12 protein-coding genes are annotated in these 13,764 nt (G+C 72.6%); 6 read left to right on the top strand and 6 right to left on the bottom strand.

Going from position 1 to position 13,764, the window contains the following annotated elements:
• Positions 1 to 192: 192 nt before the first annotated feature.
• A complete protein-coding gene (locus ACIBJE_RS04170; RefSeq protein WP_396742578.1) occupies positions 193 to 906 on the bottom strand; it encodes a TetR/AcrR family transcriptional regulator in 714 nt (237 codons plus the stop codon).
• A gap of 61 nt (positions 907 to 967) precedes the next feature.
• On the opposite strand from ACIBJE_RS04170, the gene ACIBJE_RS04165 reads away from it, so the two are divergent.
• A complete protein-coding gene (locus ACIBJE_RS04165) occupies positions 968 to 2,242 on the top strand; it encodes a DUF4386 family protein (protein ID WP_396742576.1) in 1,275 nt (424 codons plus the stop codon).
• Positions 2,243 to 2,267: 25 nt separating this feature from the next.
• On the opposite strand, the gene ACIBJE_RS04160 is transcribed toward ACIBJE_RS04165, so the two are convergent.
• Both ACIBJE_RS04160 and ACIBJE_RS04155 read right to left on the bottom strand, forming a co-directional pair.
• Positions 2,268 to 2,600, bottom strand: coding sequence for a GNAT family N-acetyltransferase (locus tag ACIBJE_RS04160; RefSeq protein ID WP_396742574.1), 333 nt, complete (start codon positions 2,598 to 2,600; stop codon positions 2,268 to 2,270).
• Positions 2,601 to 2,647: 47 nt separating this feature from the next.
• Positions 2,648 to 4,045 (bottom strand): hypothetical protein, encoded by a 1,398-nt coding sequence (locus ACIBJE_RS04155; protein WP_396742572.1) that lies wholly within the window; start codon positions 4,043 to 4,045, stop codon positions 2,648 to 2,650.
• A gap of 110 nt (positions 4,046 to 4,155) precedes the next feature.
• Here ACIBJE_RS04155 and ACIBJE_RS04150 point away from each other — a divergent pair, with 110 nt between their 5' ends.
• Both ACIBJE_RS04150 and ACIBJE_RS04145 read left to right on the top strand, forming a co-directional pair.
• On the top strand, positions 4,156 to 4,521 hold the full coding sequence (locus tag ACIBJE_RS04150) for a DUF1622 domain-containing protein (RefSeq protein WP_396742570.1): 366 nt from the start codon (positions 4,156 to 4,158) through the stop codon (positions 4,519 to 4,521).
• A complete protein-coding gene (locus tag ACIBJE_RS04145; RefSeq protein ID WP_396742568.1) occupies positions 4,518 to 4,805 on the top strand; it encodes a hypothetical protein in 288 nt (95 codons plus the stop codon). The genes ACIBJE_RS04150 and ACIBJE_RS04145 overlap by 4 nt, the downstream gene beginning before the upstream one ends.
• A 150-nt stretch (positions 4,806 to 4,955) precedes the next feature.
• Here ACIBJE_RS04145 and nhaA read toward each other — a convergent pair whose 3' ends face one another.
• Entirely contained in the window at positions 4,956 to 6,278 is a 1,323-nt protein-coding gene (gene nhaA, locus ACIBJE_RS04140; RefSeq protein ID WP_396742566.1) for a Na+/H+ antiporter NhaA, read from the bottom strand.
• Positions 6,279 to 6,433: 155 nt separating this feature from the next.
• A complete protein-coding gene (locus ACIBJE_RS04135; protein WP_396742564.1) occupies positions 6,434 to 8,320 on the bottom strand; it encodes a polysaccharide biosynthesis protein in 1,887 nt (628 codons plus the stop codon).
• Between the two features lie 201 nt (positions 8,321 to 8,521).
• Here ACIBJE_RS04135 and ACIBJE_RS04130 point away from each other — a divergent pair, with 201 nt between their 5' ends.
• Positions 8,522 to 9,970 (top strand): polysaccharide biosynthesis tyrosine autokinase, encoded by a 1,449-nt coding sequence (locus tag ACIBJE_RS04130; RefSeq protein WP_396742562.1) that lies wholly within the window; start codon positions 8,522 to 8,524, stop codon positions 9,968 to 9,970.
• Here the strand turns inward: ACIBJE_RS04130 and ACIBJE_RS04125 are convergent.
• Positions 9,951 to 10,502, bottom strand: coding sequence for a low molecular weight phosphatase family protein (locus ACIBJE_RS04125; protein WP_396742560.1), 552 nt, complete (start codon positions 10,500 to 10,502; stop codon positions 9,951 to 9,953). The two genes, ACIBJE_RS04130 and ACIBJE_RS04125, sit on opposite strands and share 20 nt — an antisense overlap.
• Before the next feature lie 144 nt (positions 10,503 to 10,646).
• Here ACIBJE_RS04125 and ACIBJE_RS04120 point away from each other — a divergent pair, with 144 nt between their 5' ends.
• Complete coding sequence (locus ACIBJE_RS04120; RefSeq protein WP_396742558.1) at positions 10,647 to 11,858, top strand: glycosyltransferase family 4 protein; 1,212 nt, start codon at positions 10,647 to 10,649, stop codon at positions 11,856 to 11,858.
• A 122-nt stretch (positions 11,859 to 11,980) separates the two neighbouring features.
• Positions 11,981 to 13,756 carry a DUF4012 domain-containing protein gene (locus ACIBJE_RS04115; RefSeq protein WP_396742556.1) on the top strand — a complete coding sequence of 592 codons (1,776 nt, stop codon included), beginning with the start codon at positions 11,981 to 11,983 and terminating at the stop codon, positions 13,754 to 13,756.
• Positions 13,757 to 13,764 lie beyond the last annotated feature (8 nt).

The raw sequence follows: 13,764 nt of genomic DNA, 5'->3' as shown, positions 1-13,764 counted from the left end.
CCGTTGGCGGGTGGAGAGGTGAGCAGGTCCAGTTCGGCCGCTCTCTGGCCCGCCGTGCCAACGGAACGATCTGCCGCTGAAGCTGGGGCTTGACCGCGAAGGGGTGGCTTCATGCGCCCGAGCTGGACGCAGCGCCTCGATTAACGGCTATCTCCCGGTCGGCTGGGCGGCCTCACCGCCGAGCCCGACGGCTCACGACGGACGCGTGGTGTTGCCGTGCGCCGCCAGGGCGTCGAGGATCAGGTCGAGGCCGAATTCGAACTGCCCGCCGAAGTGGTAGCCGGGCTGCTGGACGTGCTGCGTGGCGAGCTCGACCAGATGCGGGTAGGCGCCCGCCGCGAAACCTTCCATGATCGAATCCGTGACCGCGTTGGCGGAGTCCGCGTTGTCGAACGGCAGCGACGCCTCCTGCAGCACGAAACCGTAGACGTACGCGTCGACGATTGCGTACGCGCGGGCCGTCATCTGGAGCGAGAAGCCCCCGGCCCGCAGTACGCCCAGCATGGCATCGTGATGGCGCAGGGTGGCCGGCCCGGGGCTGGTGCGGCTTTCCACCAGGGCCAGTGCCCAGGGATGCCGCGCGAGGACCGTCCGGGCTGACAGAGAGCGTCGGCGCACCTCGGCACGCCAGTCGCCGCCCGCCTCCGGCAGTTCGATCTCCGCGAAAACCCCGTCGACGAGGGCGTCGAGGAGCTCGTCCTTGTTCCGGATGTAGTGGTACAGCGACATCGGCTTGGCGTTCAGCTCGGCGGCCAGTGACCGCATGGTCAACGCCCCCAGGCCGTGCGTGTCGGCGATGCCGACCGCGGCCCGCAGCACCCGCTCGCGGCTCAGCTGCCGTCCTGGTTCGCCCAACTCCCCGGTTCCCGTCTTCCTGACCTTGCGTTGACCGGCCTTGCGGCCCAAGACTATCGTACTTAGTACCCCTTACTTAGTACGAAGCCTGGAGGCAGCAATGTCCCTTCGCGTGACCGGCAGATGCACGGGCGCCTTCTTCCTGTTGGCGTTCGTCTGTTACGGCATCGGCAGCTCTCTCGCCGGGCAGTTCGCCGGGACGGCGCTCGTGGTGCTCAACTCCGTCATGGTCGCGGCCATCGGCGTACTGGTCTTCCGGGCGCTGCGCCGACCGCATCCGGTGGCGGCCTGGACATACCTTGTCGCGCGTAGTGCGGAGGCATTCCTGCTCACCGCCGGGATCGTCCTGCGGGACTCGGTCGGGGCCGGCGCGGCCGACATCGCCTACCAGACGGCCATGCTGTCGCTGGGTCTGGGCAGCCTGCCGCTCTTCCTGGCGCTCAACCGGCGAGGCTGGCTGCCGGGTTGGCTGGCGATCTGGGGATTCGCCGGTTACGTGCTGCTGGCGACGGGCTCGGCCGCTGAGCTGATGGGGGCCGGGGTCGGGATCGTGCTGGCGATCCCGGGAGGCCTTTTCGAGATCGTCTTCGGTCTGCTGTTGCTCGTTCGCGGCTTCGCGCCGTCCACCGCTGTGCAGCCGAGCGCCGCGCTCGACGGGGCGTCGAGCGCGGCCGGCGACTCCCGGGTAAGCCGTGCGGCGCTGGCCGCCGGACTCGGTCTGCTGCTGATGGCGGTTCTCGCGGGGCTGGCCAACTTCGGCGTCGTGGAGCGGCTGGTCTCCACCGATGCCGCCGAGACCACCACCCAGCTGCTGGCGAATGAACGGGCATTTACCCTGGCCGTCGTCGCTCTGTTCGCGGTGGCCTGCCTCGACGTGCTGGTCGCCTGGGCGCTGCGGGCGTTCTTTGCCGACACGCACCGCACCGTCTCGCTGCTCTCGGCCTGGTTCCGCACCGTGTACGCGGTCGTCTTCGCCGTCGCGATCACGCACCTGATCGCCGCTGCTGGCCTCCTGCGTGACGGTGCGGCGACCGACCAGATCAGCCCCAGCGTGTACGCGCAGATCACCGAATTCGAGGAGATCTGGAGCCTGGGTCTGATCGTGTTCGGCGTCCACCTGCTGTTGATCGGTTGGCTGGCGTGGCGGTCTCCGGCCGTGCCGGCCTGGGTGGCGGTGCTCGTAGCGATCGCCGGTGCGGGCTACCTCGCCGACTCGATCGGAGCACTGGTCTCGGCCGCGTACACGATCGAGGTCGCCGCAGTCACGTTCGTCGGTGAGGTCGTCCTCATCGTGTGGCTGCTCGTGTTCGCCGCGCGCTCGCGCAGCCACCGCCGGTCCAGGGTGGACGGGCCCGGCGCCCGACCGGCGCAGCTGGGGGCGGCCTGAGGGCGACCTCCGATCAGCGGGCCGCTCACCGGCGTGGCACCGACTGGTGGGTCAGGTGTTGATCCAGTACCGCCGGGTGGGAGTCGTCGGGTTCGTGCCGCAGCGCGATTCCGCCGAGCACCCGGTCGCCCTCGACGACCCACCGGTACGTGCAGCGCGGCCGGCCGGCGTCCGGCGGCCTCGTCGGATCCGACTGGTCGACCAATCGGGCGACCCGGGCCGCGAACCCGGCGGGGGAGTCGACCTCGTCGGACGGTCGCAGCCCGAAATCGTCCTCGTGGAGGCCGGGGCCCCACTCGCGGTGCGCGTCGAGCCAGGCGGCGCGCAGCCGGACGGTGGGCTCGACCAGTTCGGGCATGCGGCGACGATAACGCTCCCCGTCCGTGCGACGGCCGGGGCTACGGCTCATCGAGGACCTGGGCCGGTCGCATCCCGATCGAGGCTCGTCCGGAGCGTGTCCATGACCTGCGCCACCATGGTGGAGGGGTGGCGGGCGCGGAGGTCCAGGACGTTGCCCGGGACGCTGACGTGGTTCGCCACGAGCAGCCGCATGACCGCCAACAGCGGGTCGAACCGGCCGGTGAGGTCGAACTGCCGGCCGTCCGGAGCGATCACGAGAGCCGGGGTGGCTCCGGCGGTGAGGTTGCTGCGATTCCAGTCGATCTCGTACGCCCGGCGGTCGGGACTTACCAGCGCGACGAGGTCCTTCGTACGGTGCAGCAGCGCGAGGTAGTTCATCGGCACCGTCAGCTTCTTCCGCGCGTCGAACGGCGCTCCGCCCTCGACGGGCCAGATCCGCAGGACGGTTTCCAGCACCGGGCCGTGGTACTGGTAGGTCGTCGTGCCCCGCAGTTCCAGGAACCGGGCGCGGGTGAGCTGGCCGCCGTGGCGCGCCCACCGGCGGTCGACGTCGCCGAACGCCCCCGCCTCGCCGGGTAGGTCGTCGACCACCCACCTGGCCCGTCCGTCCGGCACCGGTCCGGCCGTACGCCGCCCGGCGGGTTCGTCGACCCGCTCGACCAGGCCCTGGAGTCGTGTCGCCACCGGGGGAGCGAGGTGACGGAGGTCGATCGTGTCGACGTCCATCCGGATTCCGCCGACCGTGCCGGCGATCCGCATCTGTTCCAGCAGGAGGTCGGGGCGTCCGGTCAGGTCGACGCGTCGGCCGTCGAGACCGACCAGCCGGCAGGGCCGGGTGCCGGACAGTAGGGCGCTGCGCGGCCAGTCGATGCCGACCTCGGCGGGACCGGCCGGGTGGACGACGGCGACGAGACGCCCGGCGGTGACGGCGGAGAGACACAGCGACGGCACGCGCCGTTCGCCGGTCCATTCGAACGGTGTGCCGCCGTCGGGGTGGATCCGCAGCCGTAACCGGATGAGGGGCTTGACCTCGTCGGGGTCCAGGTCGCCGCCGTAGCTCTGGTAGGTCGCCTCCCAGTCGCCGCCGTACCTGACGAACGTCGCCTCCAGGACGTCGGCTGCGGCGAACCGGCCCTGCGGGGCGGGGACGTCGGCGCGCGGTGTCCACAGGGCGAAGCTGTCGTCCGGCCGGCCCGAGCCGTCGTCGAGCCGGTCGCGGTGGGTGACGACCCGGTAGTCGGCCCGTGCGCCGGAGAGCGCGAGGAACGGTATCGCCAGCGTGCCGACCAGCCCGGCGAGGAGGAAGACGAGCGGGATCCGGCGGTCGGACTCTCCGGGATCGGCGACACCGAGGGCGCCCAGGACGAGCAGGATCGGCCCCGCCACGGTGCAGACCGCGGCGACGACGAGGTTGCGGGCGAACGTACCGGCGAAGCTCTGCACGGCCCCTCCTCCGCTGACGTCGGTCCTTGATACCACCGCGAAGGCGTCGGTGTCGCCTGCACGAACTTCGGGCGGCGACTACCGGGGGCGGCGGCGGGTAACGGTGGCCGGTGAGCCCGGAGGAGATCCTGCGTGTGGGTGACCAGGTCCTGGTCGCCCTGGTGGAGGTCGCCGGGGCGGTGGTGATCTTCGTCGGCGCGTGTTGGGCGGCGGTGCGGTTCGTGGTAGAGGGGCTGCGGCACCGCAGCGCCGCCGTGTTCACCCCGATCCGGCTCTCCCTGGGGCGTTTCCTCACCCTGGGACTGGAGTTCCAGCTCGCGGCCGACATCCTGCGTACGGCGGTCTCCCCGACGTTCCCCCAGATCGGTCAGCTCGCCGCGATCGCCGCCATCCGGACCGCGTTGAACTATTTCCTGCGTCGGGAGATCGCCCAGGAACAGCAGCAGGTCGGCATCGCCGGCCGGACCGACCGGTGATCCGCGTCGCGGTCACCGTGCTCGGCGCGGGTGCGTCGGTCTGTGCCGTGGTGGTGCTGCTGACGTCCGGCTCGTGGCGTGCCGCCCTGCGGATCCTGCTGGATCTGCTGACCGCTGCCGGGCTGCTGCGTCTGAGCGGGGCACCCGGGTGGGGTGCTCTCGCCGCGGTGGCGGCGATCGTGGCGCTGCGCCGCCTGCTCTGGGCGGCGCTGGCCGCCTCCGAGTCGAGCGCCGGCGCGGCACCGGAGGACCGTCGCGCCCCGACCCCGGCCCACCGGTGCTGACCGGAGCCGGGCTCCTCGCCGGTCGGGGTGGTAGCAGGGGGCCCCTGCACGACAAAAAGCGGTAACAAGGGTCCCTGCTACCACCCCACCCCACCCCGCACCCCGCACGGACCGACCGGGTGCCGACGACGGTCGGGCGCGTGGCGGCGGTCAGCCCGGGGAGGCCGGCCGCTGCTGGTAGACGTCCGGGACACCGTCGTGGTCGTCGTCGCGCCGGTCCCGTTCGTCGATGCGTCGGTAGACCTTGTTGCGCCGGACCAGCAACACCGACGCCACCACGGCCGCGATCAGGGAACCGGTCAGCACGCCGGTCTTGACCTTGTCCTCGGCGTCGGTGCCCGCGCCGAAGGCCAACTCGCCGATGAGCAGTGACACGGTGAAGCCGATGCCGGCCAGGCACGCGACGCCGAGCAGGTCGGCCCAGCTCAGCTCGCTGTCGAGTTCGGCGCGGGTGAACCGGGCCATCAGCCAGGTCGAACCGAACACCCCGATCGCCTTGCCGAACACCAGCCCGACCGTGATGCCGATCACGATCGGATCGGTGAGCAGGCCGCCCAGGTCGGTGCCGCGCAGCGAGACCCCGGCGGCGAAGAACGCGAACACCGGCACCGCGAAGCCCGCCGAGACCGGCCGCCAGCGGTGTTCCAGGTGCTCGGCCAGGCCGGGGCCCGAGCCCCCACCGAGCACCGGGACGGCGAAGCCGAGCAGCACCCCGGCGATCGTGGCGTGCACCCCGGAGGCGTGCACCAGCGTCCAGCTGGCCACCGCGAGCGGGAGGAGCGCCCACCACCAGGTCTTCCGTCGCTGGACCAGCAGGGCAAACGCGGCGATCGGCAGCAGCGCCGCGACCAGCGGCAGCGGGCTGAAACCGGAGGTGTAGAAGATCGCGATGATGACGATCGCGAGCAGGTCGTCGACCACGGCCAGGGTGAGCAGGAACGCCCGGAGCCCCTGGGGCAGGTGTGAGCCGATGACCGCCAGGACGGCCAGGGCGAACGCGATGTCGGTGGCGACCGGGATGGCCCAGCCGCGTAGCCCGTCGGTGCCGCTGACCAGCATGACCCCGATATAGAACAGCGCCGGCACCACCATGCCGCCGACGGCGGCCACCACCGGCAGCGCCGCGCGCCGGGGTTCGCGGAGTTCTCCGGCGACGAACTCCCGTTTGAGTTCCAGGCCGACCACGAAGAAGAAGACGGCCAGCAGGCCGTCGGCCGCCCAGGTGGCCAGGTCCAGGTCGAGGTGCAGCGCCTTCCCGCCGGACCAGGGCACCCATGCGCCGAGCGCGGCGTAGGCGTTCGACCAGGGGGAGTTCGCCCAGATGAGGGCGAGCACCGCACCGAACAGCAGCAGACCGCCGCCCACCGTTTCGGTACGCAGGACGTCACCGAGGAAACGGGCCTCCGGCCAGGAGGAACTACGGGTGAAGAGGCGGCGCTCGTCGTCCGGGCGCGGGGGGTTGCGGTGGCTCATCGGCGTGACTCGTCTCGGTGTCTGGGGTCGGCAGGGCACATCGCCGACCAGACTTCCCGGCACACCGGCTCCGACCTTACCGATCAGGGCCGGGACCGGCGAGCGCTGACGATGGGACGCAGCTCACCCGGTCCCGGCCCGCACCGGCGGGCGGTTCACCCGGGCAGTGCGTGGGGGCGCGGACTCACCCGCGCGGTGGGAGCGCCACGTCCGAGCCGGTCCGGGGCGCAGAGCGCGTCGAGCCGCTTCACCAGTTCGTCCGGGTCCGCGTACGGGTCGAGGGCGTGCAGCTCCTCCGGCGCGAGCGCCGGTACCGGTACGTGTGAGACCAGCGGGTGCAGCGGGCGGCTGTCCGCCTCGCCCGGCCCGAAGAGGTCCTCGTGCAACTTCTCGCCGGGCCGCAACCCGGTGAAGACGATCTCGGTCGGCTGCGGGGCCTCGGCGGCGAGCCGGCGTGCGACGTCGGCGATCCGGACCGGTTCCCCCATGTCCAGCACGAGCGCCTCGCCGCCCCGGCCGATGCTGGCGGCCTGCAGGACCAGGTGCACCGCCTCCTGCACGGTCATGAAGTACCGGGTCACGTCCGGGTGGGTAACCGTGATCGGCCGGCCGGCGTCGATCTGGGCGCGGAACGCGTTGAGCACGGAGCCCCGGCTGCTGAGCACGTTGCCGAACCGGACGCTCAGGAACGCCGCTCCCAGGTGCTGGGCGTGGTGCGCGGTGAGCCGTTCGGTCACCCGCTTGGAGTAGCCGAGCACGCTGACCGGGCGGGCCGCCTTGTCGGTGGAGATGTTGACGAACAGTGCCACGTCCCGGCACGCCTCCAGCACGTTGAGGGTGCCGAAGACGTTGGTCTTGATCGCCTCGCCGGGGTGCCGTTGCAGCAGGGTCAGGTGCTTCAGGGCGGCGGCGTGGAACACCACGTCCGGCCGGCGGTCGGCCATGATCCGGGCGATGCCCTCGGCGTCGCGGATGTCGGCCAGGATCAGCTCCGGGCCGTCGAGCAGGGCCCGCCCGTACAGGGACATCTGGAGCGCGTGCAGTGCGGACTCGTCCCGGTCGAGCATCATCAGCTCACCCGGCTCGTACCGGGCGATCTGCCGGCAGAGTTCGGAGCCGATGGAACCGCCGGCCCCGGTGACCAGCACGCGCCGCCCGGCCAATCCGCCGCCCCCGACGGTCAGGTCGGCGGCCCGGTGCGCCCGGCCGAGCAGGTCGGTCAGTTGCAGATCCCGCACGTCGGTGACCGCCACCGGCCGTTCCAGCAGCTCGCGTACCGGGGGCAGCACCTTGAACGCGGCCCCGGTCTCCAGCGTCCGGCTGCGGACGTCGCGCAGCAGGTCGGCGTCGGTGCCGGCCATGGAGAAGATCACGGTGGTGGCCCGGGTACGGCGGACGACCTCTCGGATGTCGGCCCGACCGCCGAGCACCCGCAGACCGTGCAGCCGCAGCGGCCACCGGTCGGGGTCGTCCTCGAGCAACCCGACCGGCAGGTACCGGCTGCGCGGGTCGCTGAGCAGTGCGCGGATCAGTCGTTCGCTCGCCGCGTCGACCCCGTAGACGAGGGTCCGGCTGGCCGACCGGACGGGCCGGTCCCGCCGGTCGCGGTGGTGCCGGTATCCGGCCCGGGCCGCGACCATGAGCAGCAGCGCGACCGCGCCCCCGAGCAGGGGTGTGGTCGCCGGCACGGGGCGCACGGCCATCGGCAGCAGGGCGGCGAGCATCGCGGCGGTGGCCAGCGTGACGGTCGCCGCCAGGCAGCGCGCCTCGTCGGCGCTGCCGACCGGGTGCCGGCCGCCGACGGTGAGCCAGAGCTGGCTGATCCCGGCGTGGACCGTGGCGCAGACCAGCGCGCTGGCCAGCACCAGCGCCGCGTGCCCGGCGGTGAGGTCGAACTCGAACCGGGTCCACGCGGCGGCCAGGAAGCCGGCTACCCAGGCCAGGACGTCGAACGTGATCAGGGAGAGGGTCGCGGTGCGTCGGGTCACCCAGTCCCGGTGCGGCGCGGGACGTTCCGGTCCGGTGGGGGAAGCGTGGTCCATCTTATGCCCTCAACAGTAGGTGAGTAATGGTCGGTGTCCCATTGAGGGGAATGGGACCTATTGCGGCGATTCATCGACTACATTCGGCGAGATGGTTCCTACGGCCGGTGAGCGGTCTTCATCCTGTCACGGCTTATATCCAGTTTGGGGGATTTTCGTGCAGTTCATCCACGTGCTGGTCGGGGTGCGGGGGCGCGCCTGATGGATCTCCGTACCTACCTCCAGTTCGTTCGCCGACAGTGGTGGATCGTGCTGGTCACGGTCCTGGTCACCCTCGGGGTCGCCGGCTGGCTCACCGTCCGGGCCGAGCCTCGCTACGTGGCGTCGGTGACCTTCTTCGTCACCACGCCCTCCCAGGGCGTCACCGACGCCTACCAGGGCAACCTCTGGCTCCAGCAGCGGGTGAAGTCCTACGCCGACCTGCTGCGCAGCGACCGGCTCGCGCGTGCCGTCGCCGCCGATCCCGCGTTCAGGCTGACCCCGGAGGGGGTGCAGAGCCGGCTGAACGCCAACCTCCAGACCGGCACGGTGCTGATCGAGGCGACGATCACCGACACCGACCGGCACCGGGCGCTGCGGGTCGCCGAGGCGGTATCGGTGAAGTTCGCCGACCTGGTGAAGACGGTCGAGACGCCGCCGGAGGGGCGCTCCTCGATCAAGATGGAGGTGGTCAGCGGTCCCCGCGTCGGCACCGACCCGGTCTCCCCGCGCATGGACCGCAACCTGCTGCTGGGCGGACTGCTCGGCCTGCTCGCCGGGATCGGGCTGGCGGTGCTGCGGGGCCTGGTCGACACGCGACTGCGTGACGGGGACACCCTCCAGCGCGCCACCGGCAGTCCGCTGCTCGGCGAGATCCCCTTCGACCCGGTCGCGCGGACCGCGCCGCTGATCGTCGGCGACGCGGCGACCTCGGCCCGCGCCGAGGCGGTCCGCAAGCTCCGCACCAACCTGCGCTTCGTCGACGTACACGAACCGGCCCGGATCATCGCCGTCACCAGTGCGCTGCAGGGGGAGGGGAAGACCACGCTCTCCTGCAACCTGGCCATCACGCTCGCCGAGGCGGGCTGGCGGGTGCTGCTGGTGGACGCGGACCTGCGCCGTCCCCGGGTGGCCGAGTACCTCGGCCTGGAGCGCGGTGTCGGCCTGACCGACGTGCTGCTCGGCGACGTCGAGGTCGGTGACGTGGTACAGCCGTGGGGGGACCGGTCGATGCTGGTGCTCCCCAGCGGCTCGAATCCGCCCAACCCCAGCGAACTGCTCGGTTCCAAGGCGATGGCGGACCTGCTGCTGACGCTGCGCGAGTCGGCGGACATCGTCATCATCGACACCGCGCCGCTCCTGGCGGTCACCGACGGGGTGGTGGTGGCCGTGCAGGCCGACGGCGCGCTGATGGTCAGCCAGCAGGGCCGTACGTCCCGCAACCAGGTCGCCCGGGCGGCGAAGGCGCTGCACTCGGTCTCGGTGCGCACACTCGGCTGCGTGCTCAACATGGCCCGGGTGGCCAAGGCCGACGCGTACCAGTACGAGGCGTACCGGGTGGCCGCGGACCGCCGGAACGTGCCGGCCGACCGGGCCACCGCCCGGCACGGCGCGGGCAACCGGTCCGGCGCCGGTCAGGCCACCCAGGAACTCACCCGGCTGCCGCGATGAGCACCCCGATCGGCGCCATCGACCGTTCGATCTCCTCGGCACACCGCTGGAAGTCGGCCGCGGTACCGCCGATCGGGTCCACCAGGTCGTCCGCGTCCGGCATCGGTTGCAGCCGGCTCCGCGCCCGGGCGGCGGCCTCCACCGCCGCCCGCACCGGCCGATCCGCTGTCCTCGGCGGCGGGTCGGCCACCGCTGCGAGCCGGGCGAACTGGCGCAGCGTGAACGTCCGGTGCAGCGTGGCCGGGGCCAGCCCGACGCAGACCGCGCGCTGCCGGCGGGTGGCGGTCAGCACCAGCGCGGCCCCGGTGAGATGGTCGATCCGCAAGCGTCGACTACGGAATCCGCTTGCGTCGATCCCCCGGGCGGCGGTGATGACCGCCGCGTACGGGTGGATCGGCCGGCCCGCGACCGCGTCGGTACCGCTGCTCGCCACCGCCACCGGCCACCGCTGGAGCGCCCGCCGGGCGATGTACTCGGCCATCGGTGAGCGGCACAGGTTGGCATGGCAGACGAACAGCACCTGCTCGGTCATGGGGGCCCCTCGTTCACGGCACGTCCTGGAACCGGTCGCGCCAGGTGGCGGCCGGCGGTCGGGTGAGGGGTTGACGGCATCGTATGCGGTGGGGCGCCCGGCGTGCCCGGGTGCCGCGCCGACGGGCGGGACGGGGGTGGCCCGGTGCGGATCGGTGTCCTGACGTACCACTTCCCGCCCGAACCGGCGTTCCTGCCGGGCAGCCTGGCCGAGGAACTGGTTGCCCGGGGCCACGAGGTGCGGGTGCTGACCGGGTTCCCGCACCATCCGGGCGGCCGGATCCACGCGGGGTGGCGGCAGCGCTGGTGGTACGAGACCCGCAGCGAGCGACTGACCGTGCGGCGGGTGCCCCGGTACGCCGCCGACACCTCGCCCCGGGCGCGGCTGGCCGGTCAGCTCACCTTCGCCTCCGCCGCCGCGCTGGCCGGACGGCGGTTCCTGGCCGGGATCGACGCGTTGCACGTCTGCCAGCTGCCGGCGGTGACCCTCGCCGCCGCGGCCCTGCGGCGGGCGCTGCCCGGGATACCGGTCCTGCTGCACGTGCAGGACGTCCGGCCGCGTGCGGAGCTGGTCGGGGAACCGGGAGGTGAGGGGACCGCCGCGGTCCTGGGCCGACTCCTTCGGGGCGCCGACGCGGTCGCGGTGAGCGCTCCGTCCATGCGGGACATGGTGACCGCCGCCGGTGCCGATCCGTCCCGGGTGCGGCTGGTGCTGCCCTGGACCGACGAGCGGCTCTTCCGACCGGTCCGGCCGAGCACCGCCGCCCGCCGTCTGGTCGGCGGTGCCGGGCGCTGCGTGGTGATGCACGCGGGCGCCATCGGCGAACGGCAGCGGCTGGAGACCGCCGTCCGGGCGGCCGCCGCGGTGCCGGACCGGATGGACCTGGTCCTCGCGGGCTCCGGCGCGGACGAGCCCCGCCTCCGGGGGCTGGTGACCGACTGGGGCGTCCGCAACGTCCGCTTCGTCGAGCGGCGGTCGCCGACGGACATGGCCGACCTGTACGCCGCCGCCGACTACCAGTTGGTGGCGCTGCGGGACCTGCCCGAACTGCGGGGCGTGGTGCCTGCGGAGCTTCCGGCTGCCTTCTCCTGCGCCGCGCCGGTCATCGCCGCCGCCGCCGGTGATCCGGCGACGATGGTGGAGCGGGCCCGGGCGGGCCTGTCCTGCCCGCCGGAGGACTGGGCGGCGCTGGCGGACCGGTTCTGGCTGGCCGCCACCATCGGCACCGAGGCGCGTACCGGGATGGGGCAGCGGGGTCTGGAGGCGTACCGGCGGGACATGTCGCTGCGGGCCGGCGTGGACCGGATCGAACGGATGCTCTACGACGTCGCCGCCGGGCACGCCCGGCGGCGCTGAACCCGAATCCGACTCACGAACCGCCCATATCGCCTAATCTCCGCAAAACGCCACGTACGTCTGCCCGACCAGGTAGAAATCAGATGAGAAAGCGCTTTTCATCCTTTTCCCCTGGAGGTCGGGTGACCACACGCGTAGCGCCGTGGTGGCGACGTGGTCCGTCCCGGTCGGGGCTGCGCCGGGCGGCGGTCGCCGGGTCGCTGGTGGTCGCGCTGGTGCTGGCCGCCGTCGGCTGGGTCGGGTTCCGGGGCTGGCAGGCCCGGGATCACCTGCTCGGCGCCGCCGAGCTGGCGCGCGAGTTGAGCGCCCAGGTGGTCGGCGGAGACGTCGACGGCGGTTTGGGGACCCTGGTGGAACTCCAGGAACGGGCCGCCGCCGCCCGGCGGGCGACCGCCGATCCCGGCTGGGCGCTCGGCCGGCGGGCGCCCCTCGCGGGCGACGACCTGGCGGCGGTCCGCCAGGTAGCGATCACCGTGGACGAACTGGCCCGACTGGCGTTCCCCCGACTGCTCGGTGTCGACCTTGACACCCTCCTGCCCAGGGAGGGCCGGCTCGACCTGACCGGCCTGCATGCGGCGGAGCGGGAGGTGACCGCCGCCGACGACGTCGTGCGCGCGGCCCGGACCCGGCTCGACGGGGTGCCCACCGGCGGCCTGACCGGGCAGGTCGACGCGGCCCTGACCGAACTGCGCGGCGAGGTAGACCGCCTCGCCGGCCTCACCGGTGCGGTGAGCCTGGGGGCCGCGCTGCTGCCCCCGTTGCTGGGCGCCACCGAGGGGCGGGACTACCTGCTGGTCTCCCAGAACCTCGCCGAGCTGCGCGCCACCGGCGGCATGTTCGGCGCGTACGCGGTCGTCCGGGCCGAGCGGGGGCGGGTCCGACTCGTCCGGCAGGGCACGGCGGGGCAGCTCGGCCACTTCCTGCCGCCGTTGCCGGGGGTCAGCCCAGAGATGCGCGCCCTCTACACCGACCTGCCGGGCATCTGGCCGGCGGACGTCAACCTGACCCCGCACTTCCCGACCGCCGCCGCGCTCTACCACGAGATGTACCGCCGTCGTACCGGCGAGACGGTCGACGGTGTCCTGGCCACCGACCCGGTCGCCCTGTCGTACCTGCTGGCGGTCACCGGTCCGGTCGAGGTGGCCGAGTTCGGCCGTCTGACCAGCGACAACGTTGTGCGGTCGCTGCTGTCGGAGAGCTACCTCACGCTCGACCTGCGTCGCCAGGACGAGTTCTTCGCCCGGTCGGCGGCGGCGGTGTTCGAGGTTCTCCTCGCCAGGTCCGTTCCGCCTAAAGCGCTTTTGTCGGCATTCGACCGAAGTGTCACTGAAGGCCGGATATTGTTCTGGAGTGCCCGCCCGGAGGAGCAACGGATGCTCGGCGAGAGCCGGCTGACCGGGGTGCTTCCGGAGCGGGAGGCCGAGCCGACCGTCGGTGTGTTCCTCAACGACGGCAGTGGCGCGAAGCTCGGCTACTACCTGGAACCGGGCGCGGAGTTGACGGTCGGCACGTGCCGACCGGACGGCCGACGCGAACTCCGGCTGAGAGTGTCGCTGCGCTCCTCGGCACCGAGGTCGGGGCTCACGCCCTCCGTGCTCGGCGTCGGCCGGACCGGCGACCCGTACGTCGTCCGGACCCTGGTCCACGTGTTCAGCCCGGCGGGCGGCGCGGTGGTAAGGGCCCGGCTGGACGGCGTCGGGACGGCGCTGGGCAGCGGGACCGAACGTCGCCGTCACGTCGCCGTCGCGACCGTCGACGCCGGACCCGGGGAGACCCGGACCCTCGAGGTCGATCTGCTGACCGACCGGAGCGGCACCGGTGGGGCCGCGTTGCGGCTCACCCCCACCGCCACTCCGTGGACCACCCACATCCAAACCGCGTCACCCTGTGACCAGTAGGAAGGATC

Source organism: Micromonospora sp. NPDC050187 (genome assembly GCF_044459745.1).
Classification (GTDB): Bacteria; Actinomycetota; Actinomycetes; order Mycobacteriales; family Micromonosporaceae; genus Micromonospora.
This window is presented reverse-complemented; position numbering and strand designations above follow the sequence as displayed.